The 13,224-nt window shown below is 36.0% G+C and carries 24 protein-coding genes, 1 tRNA gene and 1 pseudogene; all 26 read right to left on the bottom strand.

The window, feature by feature from the left end; all coding sequences use genetic code 11:
• Positions 1 to 211 precede the first annotated feature (211 nt).
• Positions 212 to 634 (bottom strand): hypothetical protein, encoded by a 423-nt coding sequence (locus tag PHO71_RS19560; RefSeq protein ID WP_300206569.1) that lies wholly within the window; start codon positions 632 to 634, stop codon positions 212 to 214.
• A gap of 142 nt (positions 635 to 776) precedes the next feature.
• Positions 777 to 1,376 carry a hypothetical protein gene (locus PHO71_RS19555; protein WP_300206567.1) on the bottom strand — a complete coding sequence of 200 codons (600 nt, stop codon included), beginning with the start codon at positions 1,374 to 1,376 and terminating at the stop codon, positions 777 to 779.
• Between the two features lie 16 nt (positions 1,377 to 1,392).
• Positions 1,393 to 1,944 (bottom strand): cell wall hydrolase, encoded by a 552-nt coding sequence (locus PHO71_RS19550; RefSeq protein WP_300206565.1) that lies wholly within the window; start codon positions 1,942 to 1,944, stop codon positions 1,393 to 1,395.
• Positions 1,945 to 2,087: 143 nt separating this feature from the next.
• Positions 2,088 to 3,023 (bottom strand): DUF6353 family protein, encoded by a 936-nt coding sequence (locus tag PHO71_RS19545; RefSeq protein ID WP_300206563.1) that lies wholly within the window; start codon positions 3,021 to 3,023, stop codon positions 2,088 to 2,090.
• Between the two features lie 5 nt (positions 3,024 to 3,028).
• Positions 3,029 to 3,547 (bottom strand): AAA family ATPase, encoded by a 519-nt coding sequence (locus tag PHO71_RS19540; RefSeq protein WP_300206561.1) that lies wholly within the window; start codon positions 3,545 to 3,547, stop codon positions 3,029 to 3,031.
• Complete coding sequence (locus tag PHO71_RS19535) at positions 3,544 to 3,975, bottom strand: hypothetical protein (RefSeq protein ID WP_300206559.1); 432 nt, start codon at positions 3,973 to 3,975, stop codon at positions 3,544 to 3,546. The genes PHO71_RS19540 and PHO71_RS19535 overlap by 4 nt, the downstream gene beginning before the upstream one ends.
• A 12-nt stretch (positions 3,976 to 3,987) precedes the next feature.
• A complete protein-coding gene (locus tag PHO71_RS19530; RefSeq protein ID WP_300206557.1) occupies positions 3,988 to 4,590 on the bottom strand; it encodes a hypothetical protein in 603 nt (200 codons plus the stop codon).
• Between the two features lie 275 nt (positions 4,591 to 4,865).
• Complete coding sequence (locus tag PHO71_RS19525) at positions 4,866 to 5,129, bottom strand: hypothetical protein (protein WP_300206555.1); 264 nt, start codon at positions 5,127 to 5,129, stop codon at positions 4,866 to 4,868.
• A 74-nt stretch (positions 5,130 to 5,203) separates the two neighbouring features.
• The gene (locus tag PHO71_RS19520; protein ID WP_300206554.1) at positions 5,204 to 5,998 is read right to left on the bottom strand and encodes a DUF6353 family protein; all 795 of its coding nucleotides are present in this window, start codon (positions 5,996 to 5,998) and stop codon (positions 5,204 to 5,206) included.
• 46 nt (positions 5,999 to 6,044) lie between these two features.
• Entirely contained in the window at positions 6,045 to 6,194 is a 150-nt protein-coding gene (locus PHO71_RS19515) for a hypothetical protein (protein ID WP_300206552.1), read from the bottom strand.
• Positions 6,195 to 6,506: 312 nt separating this feature from the next.
• The gene (locus PHO71_RS19510) at positions 6,507 to 6,827 is read right to left on the bottom strand and encodes a hypothetical protein (RefSeq protein ID WP_300206550.1); all 321 of its coding nucleotides are present in this window, start codon (positions 6,825 to 6,827) and stop codon (positions 6,507 to 6,509) included.
• A 244-nt stretch (positions 6,828 to 7,071) separates the two neighbouring features.
• Positions 7,072 to 7,141, bottom strand: a tRNA-OTHER gene (locus PHO71_RS19505).
• A gap of 48 nt (positions 7,142 to 7,189) precedes the next feature.
• Positions 7,190 to 7,363, bottom strand: a complete 174-nt coding sequence (locus PHO71_RS19500) for a hypothetical protein (RefSeq protein ID WP_300206548.1) — start codon at positions 7,361 to 7,363, stop codon at positions 7,190 to 7,192.
• Positions 7,364 to 7,432: 69 nt separating this feature from the next.
• Positions 7,433 to 7,597 carry a hypothetical protein gene (locus PHO71_RS19495; RefSeq protein WP_300206546.1) on the bottom strand — a complete coding sequence of 55 codons (165 nt, stop codon included), beginning with the start codon at positions 7,595 to 7,597 and terminating at the stop codon, positions 7,433 to 7,435.
• A gap of 56 nt (positions 7,598 to 7,653) precedes the next feature.
• Entirely contained in the window at positions 7,654 to 7,809 is a 156-nt protein-coding gene (locus PHO71_RS19490) for a hypothetical protein (protein ID WP_300206544.1), read from the bottom strand.
• A 118-nt stretch (positions 7,810 to 7,927) separates the two neighbouring features.
• Positions 7,928 to 8,500 (bottom strand): hypothetical protein, encoded by a 573-nt coding sequence (locus PHO71_RS19485; protein ID WP_300206542.1) that lies wholly within the window; start codon positions 8,498 to 8,500, stop codon positions 7,928 to 7,930.
• Between the two features lie 48 nt (positions 8,501 to 8,548).
• Positions 8,549 to 8,776 (bottom strand): hypothetical protein, encoded by a 228-nt coding sequence (locus tag PHO71_RS19480; RefSeq protein ID WP_300206540.1) that lies wholly within the window; start codon positions 8,774 to 8,776, stop codon positions 8,549 to 8,551.
• A 364-nt stretch (positions 8,777 to 9,140) separates the two neighbouring features.
• Positions 9,141 to 9,344, bottom strand: coding sequence for a hypothetical protein (locus tag PHO71_RS19475; protein WP_300206538.1), 204 nt, complete (start codon positions 9,342 to 9,344; stop codon positions 9,141 to 9,143).
• 63 nt (positions 9,345 to 9,407) lie between these two features.
• On the bottom strand, positions 9,408 to 9,704 hold the full coding sequence (locus PHO71_RS19470) for a hypothetical protein (RefSeq protein WP_300206536.1): 297 nt from the start codon (positions 9,702 to 9,704) through the stop codon (positions 9,408 to 9,410).
• A gap of 47 nt (positions 9,705 to 9,751) precedes the next feature.
• Positions 9,752 to 9,898 (bottom strand): hypothetical protein, encoded by a 147-nt coding sequence (locus PHO71_RS19465; RefSeq protein ID WP_300206534.1) that lies wholly within the window; start codon positions 9,896 to 9,898, stop codon positions 9,752 to 9,754.
• Between the two features lie 203 nt (positions 9,899 to 10,101).
• Positions 10,102 to 10,419 (bottom strand): hypothetical protein, encoded by a 318-nt coding sequence (locus PHO71_RS19460; RefSeq protein ID WP_300206532.1) that lies wholly within the window; start codon positions 10,417 to 10,419, stop codon positions 10,102 to 10,104.
• Between the two features lie 172 nt (positions 10,420 to 10,591).
• Positions 10,592 to 10,852 carry a hypothetical protein gene (locus tag PHO71_RS19455; RefSeq protein ID WP_300206530.1) on the bottom strand — a complete coding sequence of 87 codons (261 nt, stop codon included), beginning with the start codon at positions 10,850 to 10,852 and terminating at the stop codon, positions 10,592 to 10,594.
• Between the two features lie 18 nt (positions 10,853 to 10,870).
• Positions 10,871 to 12,076, bottom strand: coding sequence for a hypothetical protein (locus PHO71_RS19450; RefSeq protein WP_300206528.1), 1,206 nt, complete (start codon positions 12,074 to 12,076; stop codon positions 10,871 to 10,873).
• Positions 12,077 to 12,091: 15 nt separating this feature from the next.
• Positions 12,092 to 12,409 (bottom strand): hypothetical protein, encoded by a 318-nt coding sequence (locus tag PHO71_RS19445; protein ID WP_300206526.1) that lies wholly within the window; start codon positions 12,407 to 12,409, stop codon positions 12,092 to 12,094.
• 13 nt (positions 12,410 to 12,422) lie between these two features.
• Positions 12,423 to 13,010, bottom strand: a complete 588-nt coding sequence (locus PHO71_RS19440; protein WP_300206524.1) for a hypothetical protein — start codon at positions 13,008 to 13,010, stop codon at positions 12,423 to 12,425.
• Positions 13,011 to 13,013: 3 nt separating this feature from the next.
• Positions 13,014 to 13,224: pseudogene (locus PHO71_RS19435) on the bottom strand (hypothetical protein); the annotation flags it as partial.

Below are 13,224 nucleotides of genomic sequence, written 5' to 3'. Positions count from 1 at the left end.
TGTTTTTTCTCCCCTCGTACCCTTACTAAAACTCTTTACTGTTTCAAATCGCCAATCCATTTTTGATTTATACGTGAATATAAATTCTGCACCGTTCGATTGCTTTACTCGTACACTATTTTTTTCATGCGGATACCAAGAGACAACATGTGATGCGTACTGTGGGAAATATAAACAAAACCAATCATAAACTAATTTGGGTGTCATTGACTCATCTCCCTCCACATGATAACTCGTCCAAATACCAGCACATCTGGTACCATATTTCAACATTACGCATATCTCTTCTCGGATTCAAAACAGTAAAGAGACTACCTTCGCCATGATATCCGTAATCTCGATTTAAAAACGAATCAGTGACCAGTTGTACATATGACTTATCGAACTTCTGATCGGACATCATACCAAGACCCATATTATCAATCATTGACCAGAACCAATGTGATGTTCTATCACCGATGGTTATGTCTTTCATTATATTTTCTTCACAACGAATGGTCAACGCTATCATCATTTCTAGAATACTACATGGTTCGTCATTTAAATACTGTACTATAATTTTGTCTGAAATAGACGACTCGCATCCAAACCTGTATCTAAGGTCTACCCCATCGACCCATCTATTACTATCCATATCTACTAAATATGTGAATTCAGTGTTGTGCAGAAATGATAGTAACTTTCGATAGGATAGACCCTTAAATCTTAGTCTGTCATATACGAGCTGATACATCCATTCAAAATACTTATTGTTTAGCTCGTCTTTGTTCAAAATATCAGTCCTCCATTTGGTGTGGCTTGACATTTGCTACATCGGAGTAATTTCTCAAATCCAACAGAATTTCATAGTCTACTTTAAGACGATCATCCCTTACAAAAACTGAATCATCTTCGTACTCTCCGAAATGTTTTGCAACATCCAAACCTACAATATCACTTGACGAATCCAGTTTCTCGTCATTGTCATCGACCAAAACATTATCGGAGAATATCTTCAATCCGACTTTGGTATAATCGTTCTCGCCAAAATCTTCTGGTGAGATTATATATGGCTTACTCATGTTATCATCCGCTTCCTTTTCTTTATCAATCACTACTTGCTTTTTGGCAGAATATCGAGTATAGTCAACTCGTTCTGAAGCCGGTCGTTCTTGCTTCATATTCGATCTAGACATAGGCTCGTCACTTGCTCCTGAACCAACTCTTAGACCTCTTGTAGTACTTTCGCCGGATACCGAATCTCTTCTGGAAAATACTTCCTTTACAGATTCGATTTCTTCTTCGGCAATTCTTTCATATTTAACCTTTATATAACGCCACGTTACAAAAGACCCAATAGTAGCCCCCGCTACAAATGTTAATATTGATGTTTTCATATTCTACTCCTCTCGATTACAAGCTCGAAAAATAATGATTACCGACTTTAAATGCGGGTGTTCCGCATCCATAGCGTTCAGTTCTGAAATATACAATGTCATAATTCATTTGAAATTCCAGTTCTTCAATCACTAATTGTCGAAGTTCTTCTTTAACATAACATCTATCAGCCCGACCATTCCAAGCGCTTGAAAATTGTTTCGGACTATATATTACTTCGTTTATTGTATTCGCAAATCGTTCGTGTTCTAACCTATTCAATATAACATCTATGACCAAACGCTGACCATCTTCACACTCGCCCTCTGCCTCAGCCATGGTGATTAATGCTATCAAATCGATCTCATCATCAGCCAATCGATATGAAGTTACTGTCTCTTTCAACTCGATAACCTCGGACTCCGCTTTTTTGATTGGTATAAACAAATTCTCATTTTTACATATAGGATCTCCCAATCCATATTGGATTTCATTAAAAACAGGAACAGCTACTTCAACTGGTGTGTATATTTCATCAGTATGCCAAATAGCACATGGCGACAAAACAAGAACCAACGACATTACCATAGCTACTATAGGTCTAAACTTCCCCTTTTGTTTTTTATACATATAATCCCCCTTGAATATAACCCCTGGACTTAACAATCAATCCAAGGGAAATCTTCCATATCTTTATATGGGTTCCCATATCCAGGAACGTTTACCTCGATTCAGTCAGTCATGGTGTTTAAAATAGGACCGTCTACGTTGAAATCTAACAGAATAGATTTAGTGTAGCTGCCAACTTTTTCAAAGTTTTCTTGGAATAGACCAAAATCAACAAAGTTGTCACCTGTTGGATTCTTATCGTCATAAGTCCACCCAACGATTTGACCAGCTTTAGTTGTAGCTAAACCCAATTCTTTATATACATCATTCAAGAATAAGTGGCCTGTAGCAACGAGTCTATCGTTCGCATATTTTTGCTGACATTTAAGAAACATCATGTTGTAATCGTGATTCTCATTCCAAGCCAATGTTGTTTCTTTACTGAATAATCTTGCGTAGTCACTACCTTCGTTGAGTCCTTCGGAAACTTTAACGGTGTTGGTTACTTTTTTTTCTTTACCTTTTTCATCGACAACAGTTTCTTCGAACTTCTTTGCTTTGATGTTATATCTGAGTTCATGGTCGACTTCTTTACCGAATCTGTCAACAACGCGATTGCGATATTCTTTGAATCCTTTATCGATCGTAGCATATGCCGCAGCCAACGCTACGTTGCGCTTACGAAGAATGTTATTCGATGCTAAAATACCAGCAATAGATAAACCGCCGATGATTACTGCTGGAGCGTACAATTTTGCAATTTTAACGCCGGACTTAGCATATACGATGGTAATATCTTTCTTTGAATCTTCTTGTGTGTAATCATGCTTTTCACAGCGTTCTTCGTCTGCTGAAAAAGCGCGAATTACATCAAGCTGTTCTCTGGTGTCGTCCAGAATATCGCCAAGCTTGGTAGTAGCTTTACATGCAACGACAGCGCCTGCTACAGCACCAATGATGCCCGAAACTACAAGAATTTCAGGACTGTGTTTAACCATCTGGAACTTACCTTTGTTAAAGTTTCTTACTACGGTGTTAATAATTTCTGCTTTTTTCATATCAATCATTCTCCTTTTCTAAATAACAAACTTAAAATAGCAACACAACGATCAAAATTGTAATTTTTGATGCTTAGATCGTAATCAACATATGCAAAGTCGATTCGATCGTTTTCGATCCGAGAAATAGCGTCTTCTTTTTTATCACCACGTTCGATCATTCTTGAATATCTATCCAATTCGGAAACTTCAATTTTCACGAATATGGGTTGTTTATTACCATGATAATTATGCTTGAAGAACTCAACGCCCGCTGGATCTATAATGTAAATATCGCCGTGGTCAATCATCGATTCGATCGCGCAGTAACGATAACCATTATAGTTGGTGAACCCAACCACTTTTTCCAAGGCATCGAACTCCTTATCAGTTACAAATATGTGACCTTGTTCTTCTGGATATCTTTTAGGTCTTGTCGTGTAAGACGACACTATTGATAATCCAATCTTATCACACAGTGTTTCAGCAATGGTTGTTTTACCAGAACCTGATGCACCAACTAACAATATGATGCTTTCCATCATTCAACCTCCTTATAGCTTTTAAGGCATTCTTTACAGATAGCCTGCTCTTTTGCATCATCAATAGACATGTTATTAGCCTTAGCGAACCGTGAAAGATATTCGCTGCTAGGTCTAGATGAAAAGTCTGGTCCGTTTGCTAAATCTATACCCATTACACATTGTGTCTGTGATTTTATTTGTAAAGCCGATTTAAGCTCTGCTGGCGTTACAACATTTTCATGAGTAAAAAATGGCTCTATAAGATTGTCACCGGCAATCATACCATATTCCACATCAGCAAAAAATATTACTGATACTGGAGGGTCATTATCAAATATAACAACATCGCCGTAAATAATAATTGGATATGAATCATACAATATCTTTTCTACAGGATATAACCCAATGCATATCCCATTATCGTAAATTAAAATTTCTTTTTTCTCCAAAATATAACCTCCTTAATTCAATGGAACAGCTCTTGGTAACTTAATCATATATCCTCCGCCACTAACTCGTTCAACTCTAGCGGTCCGAATATCGAGCCAGCCATATTTGTTATCTGTGTAATTACTCTTAACATCAACCAAATCATAAAAATCAGCAACACTGACAACCTGATACTGATCAATGAGTTCGTCCATTCTTGACAGAACATCTTCTGCTTCGCCACGATTATCAATGATGACATCATCATAATCATAGCCGGATCTACTTCTAGGTGGGTTTCTGTCTTGTCGAGCACCACCCTTATTGTCGTAATATCCACGATAAGAAACTTTAGAGGCTGTAGCACCTCTTCTTGTATGCCCCGTTTCACCATACAAAATCATATCAATACCATTTACGATAATATCGGATACGGCTTTTTTTATAGCCGGAACAAGAACTTCCATGAGAACATAAGACTTTACATTACCAACATCTTCGGATATGAATACGTCCGTAAACTTACGAACCTCCGTTTTCTTCTTGACCCGAGCGGTACCACTAATGGCTTTTTCAACTTTCTTTTCAACAATACCCTCTTTTGATTTATGAGAGTTAGATTTATAATCTTCCATGATATTCTCCTTTCATTAAATGATCAATATCTTTCCAGGCAATGTTATCTTTGAGCCTTCTAACAGGTTGTTATTTTTTTTAAACCGATATGTCAAATTACTTCTAGCTTTATCTTCAGACTCGGCTCTAGTTGTTCCTTTCCAATTACTGGTGATACATCTATTAAAAGACATAACTGGTCCTTCGTATAAGTACAAATTCACAAACTCACCCCCGAAAACAAAAAAGAGAAAAGACCTAATTAAAGATCTTCTCTCTAAGAAATAACTATTCTTTATTCGCTTTTTACTTCATGAATTTCAACAGCTTCGCCACAAACAGTTCCGTCATCAAAAACTTCATTCTGTTCTTTCTTATCCTGTCTGTGTTTCTTGATTTTAGCAATTGTTGGTTTGATAGCATATCTGTAAGCAGCCATGCTTACAAGTACACCAAAACCAACCGCTCCCGCGATCAAGAAACCGTTACCGGATTCAGTCAAAACTTCCTGTGTTGTTTCAATAACCTCTTCGTTGTTTAATACTTCGTTGTTTTCCATTATGTTTTTCTCCTCTCGAATTATAAAAAAATTATGTTATTCTTTCCATAATATTACTTGCAAAATCTGCGGACTTACGCCAATGAAAAATTGTGTTTTGGTTGAATGCGATAATCTATGGCTAAACATGGTTCACCGTTCTCCATTAATTGTGCGCTAAAATCCAATTCAAGCAATCCGCGATCAATATTCCATCCCAAATCGTCGCCTAAAGATGTACTTTTCAAACCGATGGCGTAGTAAAAATCATTGAGTGAAACATACATTTCTTCAAGCATCTGTTTGTTTAACTCGTTCAAAGCCTTTTTGATTTTGTCAATATCAGACTTGAAATATCTACCAGATATCGAATCGTAGCACAATGTCTCACCCTTGCCAGTAATGACAACTTCATTACTTTTTACGGGGTTTCTTACAAGCTTATCTTTAGCGATAGCATCACGAACACTTTGTTCTTTCTTCTCGCCGATCGTCTCAACGACCTTATTTTTGTATTCTTTTAAAGCTGTCTCAGACAACGTGTAAGCCGTAGCTAATGCTGCGTTACGCTTATGATTTACAGAACTACCACCAATTAAACAAGCGATAGATAAAGTACCAGTAATCGCCGCTGGTAAATAACATCTCCATGTTACCTTTACATAATCGATAGGTTTTAAGTCTCGTACAAATCCGTCTGCACCATCGGCGTAAGCTCTTTCATATTTCTCATTATCAATACATTGACAAGCTTTCGGTGTGGCTCTCGCAGTCATTACAACTGTAATAATCATACCCGCAATACCAATACCCGTAAGTATTTCAGGGCTACGTTCGTCAGCAGCCGTACGTACGTTTCTAACAATTGTTTGTAAACTAAGTTTTTTCATATTCTTTCTCCCTTCGTAATTAAAAAGAAAAGAGTCCATGTTGGACTCAGATCCCTTTTTTAGCAAGTGCTTCCAAAACTTTCTGTTCTATTTTAGCATCCATTTTTTTGTCTTTGACAATGCTCAAAACGAGATCAGCTCCCATTCCAATTGCTGTCGCAGCAATACTTAATGTTTTAAGTAAACCAGGGTTCATACATAACACCTCCTTCCATAACATGAATTGCAAAAAATGCGTGAAAAGAAAAGAGTCCTTATTAGGACTCCTCTTTTGAAACAATCATTTTACTCTTTTGAATTTACGTTTAACCTTTCCAAATTTTGTTGCTACTTTTTGTCTAACCTCCGGTATAGTTAATACTGTCACTGCGAGTGTTGTCGCAGGTACAATTATCTGACCAATCCAGAGACGTAACTCTCTACTAGCTTCTATTTGTTTATATGTCATAATAAACCCTCCTGTAAATATAGATTATGTTTCCATAACATAGATTGTTAATTCTGCGTATTAATAATATGTCAATAACAAATCAAGAATACACTCAGCCGTATCTTTAGCTGTAGAAAACATGAAACTTGTTTTCTCATCATAGCATGAATACTCATCCATTTTTTTTATGAATTCCTCTACCAGCGGAATTGGCTCTAGTTCGTCATTTTCTTCAAGAATTTCTATAACCTCGTCTATAGCCCACTCTTCATAACATCTAGCTTGAAAATGTATTCTAGGCCACAGAGGACACACTTCGTCGAGACTATCAAAAAATTCTCGAATAGCCATTGCATAACTGTACATGATATCACCTCTTTCGTTTCTAAAAAATGTCATAGCATCACCTTTCTATACATATAGTAAAAAGAAAAGAGTCCTATTTGGACTCCTCTTTTCTTGATTTGGCATCGTATGTTGCTACAAATTTCAATTCCCAATAAACACACGATAACACCCCTAAACCATAAGCAGTGCTTAATGATAATAAGACTATTCCCGCATCTCGTACGTCTTTAATTTTGAACATATAGTTCGCCTCCTCTCCATAAAGTAGCTTGTATTTTTAGCGTAAAAAAAATAAAAGATGATGCAGGATTCGAACCTACTATCCAGTTTTCAGACTGAGCCTTATCCAAGTTGGCTAATCATCTTTCCATAATATGAATTGCAAAAAATGCGTAAAAAGAAAAGAGCCCTTATTAGGACTCCTTCTCAATTCGGATTGTCATATTTTCACACTTAATGTTTACTTTAACTACCTTATCAAGACCTTCTATATTCACTGGAATCTCGACGTCAACGTCAGTATTCTTAGCTTCATATAAAACACCTCTTTTTACCATAGCTGTTATAATCATATCTGTGATTTTCATATTAATCACTCCTTCCATAATATACTATGAAAATTTTGCGTAAAAAGAAAAGAGTCCTATTTGGACTCCTTACTTATACCAATCGGGATGTTTGCGTCTCATTTCTTCTTGATACTCATCGCTAAATACACTCATCGCTTTTGTCGTTACTCCAACTAATAATATCGGATTAATTTCTTTCGGCGAATATTTTTTCGCTATTTGTTTAATTTTCTCAATGTTAATGTTTTTCATAAATATCCCTCCTTCCATAATATGAATTGTAAAAAAGGTGCAAAAAGAAAAGAGTCCTAGTTGGACTCCTCCTCTTTTTGAATTTCACATTTAGGTGCTGAGACATTTATCAATGCTCCTATGAAAATTTCTCTAGCCTTACTATATCCGATACCAATACCTGCTATCAAGCTAACTGTAACTGCTGTAAAAAATTCTGTTTTACTAAACATAAACATACCCCTTTTCTAAATTGTTATTTTTCCATAATATACTTTGCAAAATCTGCGGGACAAAAACGAAAAGACCTTGTATTTTTTACGGTCTCGTCGTTTTTAAAATCTTAAAATATTATCTGGTTGGTCTAAATTTTCCGATCAAACCTCTAAATGTTGTTGAGGTATACGTACCAGTTTCTTCGAATTTAAATCCTTCTTCCATCCATTTTCTATAGAACATTAACGGCACAATAATGCTCGCCACTTCCAAACCAATTCTTAAATATCTATCTTTCTTTTGTTCGCTTAATTGTTTTTCTCTGAAGATACAGTCTTTTTCATAGATTGTGTTTGTGTTTTCAAATTCAGCGGCCTGTTTGTTTACTTGTTCAGTAAACTGTCGTTCTTTCAATTCCATATCAGAATCGAAACGTTTAACGTCAGCATCCATTTGCTGAGCCTTTAATTCTAATTCAGCATTAACACGTTCTAATTCTTTTTCATTCTTATCAACCTGTTCTTCCAATTGTTTAACTTTTAAGTCATTGTCCAATTTCATTTTTGTTTCTTCAATTCTTAGTTTGTACAATGTAGCAATATCATCCACTGCATCGTTATGTCCTTTAGTTCCGGATTCAAAAAGAGATAAACCCTTCAATTCTTTTTCGATTACCTCGTTTAACAAATTGTAATTTTTTTCGTTCATTTTTATTTCCCCTTTCAAATATGTTTTTTAATTCCATAATACAAATTGTTAATCTCGCGGAATAAAATCTTTAACTGAAACGTTAAAAGTTATTCGTTTTTTCTTGATAATCCAATCAATAGGGATAGTACCTTCCAAGAACATGTATGGGGGCTCGCTTGGATCTGACTGATCAATTCTCAGAGTACCAGAAGTAAACATTTTTACCATAATATCTCTTAGACCATATCCAACTAATACCCCCAACACCCAACATAAACCAAAAAACCAATTCATAAAACAAGTCTCCTTTCTAGAAACCATTTTTGAGTTTTTTCAACCCGGGAATTTTTTACATTTGAAAAAAGAAAAGAGCCGAAGCTCATTCCCTAAACATCTTAAACACAATAATCTTAAATTTAATGTAAAAATACAATTTTATGAACGGTACCATTAAAAATCCGATACTTCCTAAGATTACATAGTAAGGTATGAATATCCATAAAGGAACTTCTCTACCCACTAGTTCACCTAAAGCGTATCTAACGTTAACGAAATCTGTTCTAAAAAAGTTCATCATAATAAATTCCTCCTATAAAATGTTTTTAGTTTTCCATAATATGAGATGTAAAAAATGCGTAAAAAAAAGAAAAAGCCCTTGTTAGGACTTTCTCATTCTATTTCTCAAAATATCAAATTCTTCTACAGATTTACTTTTCATGACATCATCAATCAGTTTTGAAGCTTCTAACTTTTCCTCCGTTGTAGATTTGTGAGTTTTGCCCATATTAGTGTGTACTAATGCGACTAACCCTCCAACTACAACAGTTGTACTAATTACAAACTTTACTAATTCTTTTTTCATTTTAAAAATCCCCTTTCGAATTGTATTATGTTTTCCATAATATAAGATGCAAAATCTGCGGAGTTATTTATACATTATACCGAAATCATCCAGGGACTCGTCTATTCGATTGTTCCATCTATGATACTTCATCTTTGCAATACCAACATCAACTTTAAGATGTAATACCTTCGCAACCACAGCTACGTCCGTAAACTCTTCGATGATATGATTCATTGCATCTTCTGGTTTTACTGGTGTGGGGTTTTCACCGCGTATAATACGAGCCACCTTTAAAGCCGCCTGTGCTAATTCTGCAGCTTCTTCTGCCAGTTGCTCATATGTAGCAGCTTCACCTATTTTTAAAACTATGTCTTTCATGTAAATCACTCCTTTTGTATTTTAATAAAAAAAAGAAAAAGCCCTTGTTAGGACTCTTTCTCATGAATAGGTAAATATTTTTTAAGTAATCTCATCGCCTCAACCAAAACTTTCAATTCATCCTCAGTAGCACCACATTTCTTGGCGTGACCAATAAAAATTTTCCATTTTGATTCCATGCTTGATAATTTCATAAATATCACTCTCCTTCATAATATACTTTGTTAACTAAGCGTAAAAAAAGAAAGTATATGTACGTCCGGTTTGACTCTTAATCTTCATCGCGTACTGTTACCATCGCCAGGGACTTAATGCCCTATATACTCTTCCATAATATACTTTGCAAAATCTGCGGGACAAAAAATAAGAGACGTGGTTTTACGCACGCCCCAAATTGTTATTCGTTTGGTATTGTCTTGTGAGACTGATCATATAAATACGTCTCAAGACTTTCTACAGCTTTCGTTACTGGCCCGTTGCATCCCTGCTCTTTGAGACCGTAAAGACAAGCTAATATACTTTTTAACAAGAGCTTTCTCTCTTCGATACTTTCGTTGATACTTTCAGTAACATCGTCGATGGCGTGTTTTTTCCATTTTTCAAGTTTGGTAACTCGCTCTATCAATTTACCAACAACGATGAGATATGTAAGACCACCTCCAACACACGCGGAAACCACGGATGTTAATATCACATTGATAACTGATTCATACATTCGGTCACCCCTCAGCTTAAGCCATCAAAGCTACCAACTCGGTGTACTGTTCCTGCGTGATTCGGTTGTTGAGAAGATAAATATCCATCTTTCTCAACAAATCCTCTTTGTCGTAAGAACCTCTTGTAATCATTTTTACTAAGTTTTTGTACAGCATACCAACTCCTCCTTTTTAGTTGTTTAATTCCGCTGAGCACATTAAGTACTCTACGTTGAGTGATGTTTCAAGGACTGTCTGTTCCATTTCAGTAAGTGGTGGTTCCGGAACGGGCTCAACGGGTACTTCTTCCCACGTGCCGTTATTATATTTTTTACCGACGATCGATGTATCCATAAAATCCAGATTTATTAAATTACCATCAATGCTACCAGATAATTGTGATACACCAACACAAATACTTTCGATATTTAACTGTGCGTAAAATTTACTCATTTAATTATCCACCACCCTTTATGTGTTTTCTACCACTTCCCAAAAAACTTTATTTTGAGCACCGCTTAAATCGGTAAGTGTCAATTTGTTGAATATGATACTTCTTGAAACGCCCATATTAGTGGCGTTTATATTTATAGTACATTTTTCAGGAATCACGTTAGAAATATCAATGTTTACAGTTGCATTTGCTGCAATTAAAATATAGCCTCTTTGAATACTTTTTACCGAAGAATAGGCTTTAGACACAATTTTTTCAGCATCTATTATTACGTTTGCCACTTTCGTATAGTTACCTGTTGCAACATGAACATAATAAGTGCCAGCTTCGATATTCCCAAGGTTTAACACATACTCCATGTTGTACCAGCGTTGATAAGATGCTATTTGACCAATCCATCCACTGTTTACAATAGTTTCTGCGTCTGCACCAATTGCTGACACATATACTGACGATGGGTATTTCTTTGATACATATATTTTAATGTAGGGAGAACTTTCTGAATTTGCAAAAAACATTCTATAGCTCATTTTTAAAGCATGCAAAAGCTTATCAAATTCGTCAGCAATAGAAAAAGAACCAACAACCGCTGTCATGGATAAACCTGGTGCAAATAACTGGGTTGTATTTGTCAAAAATGGCTGTTCGACTAAATCCTCGTACTCAACTTTGAAGCTGTTGCAGTAAATACTTGTTGAATTTTTTGCCAAATGAATATAATAAGTTTCGCCAGCATTAAGCACTGTTTCAAGTGTGTATTCGGTGTATGTCGTCGTCTTATTTCCAGTGTCTGCAAGTATAGAGTTGCTTATTAAAGTAGTATACGGCGTTGAAGTAGAGTGATTTAAAATAAATAAACCTACTGGTTTGCTTGTACTATCAGCCTTCAATGACATAACAAATTTAGCTTTCACTGTTTCATAATCAGATGGTATAGTAAACGAACCAATAACGTCACTGCCGTTTTTAGTCGTTGACACATATTCAGTGCCGCTTGGTATAACTACAAGATTTTTTGTGTAAATTTGTGTGTTTGGCAAAAATCCATTGAGGTGCTCGGAGTATCCAGCCACACAGCCGTCTATAACTTCATCCAAAGGCTTTTCTTCCGGAGTCCCAACGGTACTATTCATCTTCAAACTCAAAGCATCGTTGGAATCATTAATCGTCTTTTTAACATCGTTAAGTAGTACAAGTGTTCCCGGCCAATCACTATTACTCATATTTCTAACCTCCTTTTATTTAGGTTGTGTTTCATACGACTCATTTGTAACGATACTTAATACGTTAGTCGTAACGATCGTGGTTTTAACATATTTTGAACTACCAGCGAATGGTACAATCACTTCGGTAACTGTCGTGACATTGTCCGTCACGGAAAAAGTAACCGTAGAGGTTACTTCATCCGAGGTTTCTACAATCGATGTTATGTTGCCGTCCACGTCTTTATTCACAGTTGTAGTTTTGGAAAATAAGCCATAATATTTGTAAAACATCAAAGCTTTTATCTTTCCCCAAAAATATGTCAAACCGTTCATATCTAAAAAATTAGACATATTTTACCTCCTTTTAGGCGGTAATTGTATCAATCTCCGCAGTGGTGATAGCTGACAAATCAGCCTTGGCCCAATACCCAGATAAGTCCACATCGGTCGTACCAATCTTTTCCCATTTTGAATCTATGTAGATAAATTCATCATAGATATTCGTTGCGGCTCCGGAATTGGCTAACAAGTAAATCGTACCGTTGACACCTGTCGTAGGTAACGAAGCCACGATGTCAAAGCTAATACCGGTAATACCAGATAATGCCGTCGTAATTGACGATTGAACTTGTGATCCTGTCTGGAAATCAGAACCATTTGTTAGCTGAGTAGTGTTTGTTGGAACTGTAAGATTTACAGCTTTAGTTGTAACTGTTTGACTAACACCGTTCACCTTTACAGTTTCAATGACGTTGACCTGAGCTCCAGTAGACACACCGCCAAGTTTTGTTTTCTCAGTGGTTGTATAGTCATTTGTAGATAAGCCCTTACCGTCGATCTTGTCGACTTTGGTACCCAAACTTGTGTTGGCGTCGGTTTTTGTTTGGAAAATGTTAAGTAAACGTCCATAAAAATAAGATAAACCAGTTTTGTTAATGTATGACTCTGCCATAAATTATCCCTCCAAATTAAATAGAATATCGTCTATTTCAGAATTGCTTAAAACGTTCATTTTACTTTGAATACCTAATTCGGTGGGACTTCTGTCATGTATAAGTTCGACCGAATTTATTCGAGGCTTATTGCGGGCTTGATTATAATCAAATGTTTCACCAAACTCAGTCTCAAATGTCAATTCGTTAGACTCTAACACAATTGGAAATCCA

It is taken from the genome of Bacteroides sp. (genome assembly GCF_028690125.1).
In the GTDB taxonomy this organism is placed as follows: domain Bacteria; phylum Bacteroidota; class Bacteroidia; order Bacteroidales; family Bacteroidaceae; genus Bacteroides.
This window is presented reverse-complemented; position numbering and strand designations above follow the sequence as displayed.

What these genes read in the sequence shown, in the direction of transcription:
- PHO71_RS19560 (WP_300206569.1), bottom strand. Translation starts at nt 634, where the DNA reads ATGGATAGTAATAGATGGGTCGATGGGGTAGACCTTAGATACAGGTTT.
- PHO71_RS19555 (WP_300206567.1), bottom strand. Translation starts at nt 1,376, where the DNA reads ATGAAAACATCAATATTAACATTTGTAGCGGGGGCTACTATTGGGTCT.
- PHO71_RS19550 (WP_300206565.1), bottom strand. Translation starts at nt 1,944, where the DNA reads ATGGTAATGTCGTTGGTTCTTGTTTTGTCGCCATGTGCTATTTGGCAT.
- PHO71_RS19545 (WP_300206563.1), bottom strand. Translation starts at nt 3,023, where the DNA reads ATGAAAAAAGCAGAAATTATTAACACCGTAGTAAGAAACTTTAACAAA.
- PHO71_RS19540 (WP_300206561.1), bottom strand. Translation starts at nt 3,547, where the DNA reads ATGATGGAAAGCATCATATTGTTAGTTGGTGCATCAGGTTCTGGTAAA.
- PHO71_RS19530 (WP_300206557.1), bottom strand. Translation starts at nt 4,590, where the DNA reads ATGGAAGATTATAAATCTAACTCTCATAAATCAAAAGAGGGTATTGTT.
- PHO71_RS19525 (WP_300206555.1), bottom strand. Translation starts at nt 5,129, where the DNA reads ATGGAAAACAACGAAGTATTAAACAACGAAGAGGTTATTGAAACAACA.
- PHO71_RS19520 (WP_300206554.1), bottom strand. Translation starts at nt 5,998, where the DNA reads ATGAAAAAACTTAGTTTACAAACAATTGTTAGAAACGTACGTACGGCT.
- PHO71_RS19515 (WP_300206552.1), bottom strand. Translation starts at nt 6,194, where the DNA reads ATGAACCCTGGTTTACTTAAAACATTAAGTATTGCTGCGACAGCAATT.
- PHO71_RS19510 (WP_300206550.1), bottom strand. Translation starts at nt 6,827, where the DNA reads ATGACATTTTTTAGAAACGAAAGAGGTGATATCATGTACAGTTATGCA.
- PHO71_RS19500 (WP_300206548.1), bottom strand. Translation starts at nt 7,363, where the DNA reads ATGAAAATCACAGATATGATTATAACAGCTATGGTAAAAAGAGGTGTT.
- PHO71_RS19495 (WP_300206546.1), bottom strand. Translation starts at nt 7,597, where the DNA reads ATGAAAAACATTAACATTGAGAAAATTAAACAAATAGCGAAAAAATAT.
- PHO71_RS19490 (WP_300206544.1), bottom strand. Translation starts at nt 7,809, where the DNA reads ATGTTTAGTAAAACAGAATTTTTTACAGCAGTTACAGTTAGCTTGATA.
- PHO71_RS19485 (WP_300206542.1), bottom strand. Translation starts at nt 8,500, where the DNA reads ATGAACGAAAAAAATTACAATTTGTTAAACGAGGTAATCGAAAAAGAA.
- PHO71_RS19480 (WP_300206540.1), bottom strand. Translation starts at nt 8,776, where the DNA reads ATGAATTGGTTTTTTGGTTTATGTTGGGTGTTGGGGGTATTAGTTGGA.
- PHO71_RS19475 (WP_300206538.1), bottom strand. Translation starts at nt 9,344, where the DNA reads ATGAAAAAAGAATTAGTAAAGTTTGTAATTAGTACAACTGTTGTAGTT.
- PHO71_RS19470 (WP_300206536.1), bottom strand. Translation starts at nt 9,704, where the DNA reads ATGAAAGACATAGTTTTAAAAATAGGTGAAGCTGCTACATATGAGCAA.
- PHO71_RS19465 (WP_300206534.1), bottom strand. Translation starts at nt 9,898, where the DNA reads ATGAAATTATCAAGCATGGAATCAAAATGGAAAATTTTTATTGGTCAC.
- PHO71_RS19460 (WP_300206532.1), bottom strand. Translation starts at nt 10,419, where the DNA reads ATGTATGAATCAGTTATCAATGTGATATTAACATCCGTGGTTTCCGCG.
- PHO71_RS19455 (WP_300206530.1), bottom strand. Translation starts at nt 10,852, where the DNA reads ATGAGTAAATTTTACGCACAGTTAAATATCGAAAGTATTTGTGTTGGT.
- PHO71_RS19450 (WP_300206528.1), bottom strand. Translation starts at nt 12,076, where the DNA reads ATGAGTAATAGTGATTGGCCGGGAACACTTGTACTACTTAACGATGTT.
- PHO71_RS19445 (WP_300206526.1), bottom strand. Translation starts at nt 12,409, where the DNA reads ATGTCTAATTTTTTAGATATGAACGGTTTGACATATTTTTGGGGAAAG.
- PHO71_RS19440 (WP_300206524.1), bottom strand. Translation starts at nt 13,010, where the DNA reads ATGGCAGAGTCATACATTAACAAAACTGGTTTATCTTATTTTTATGGA.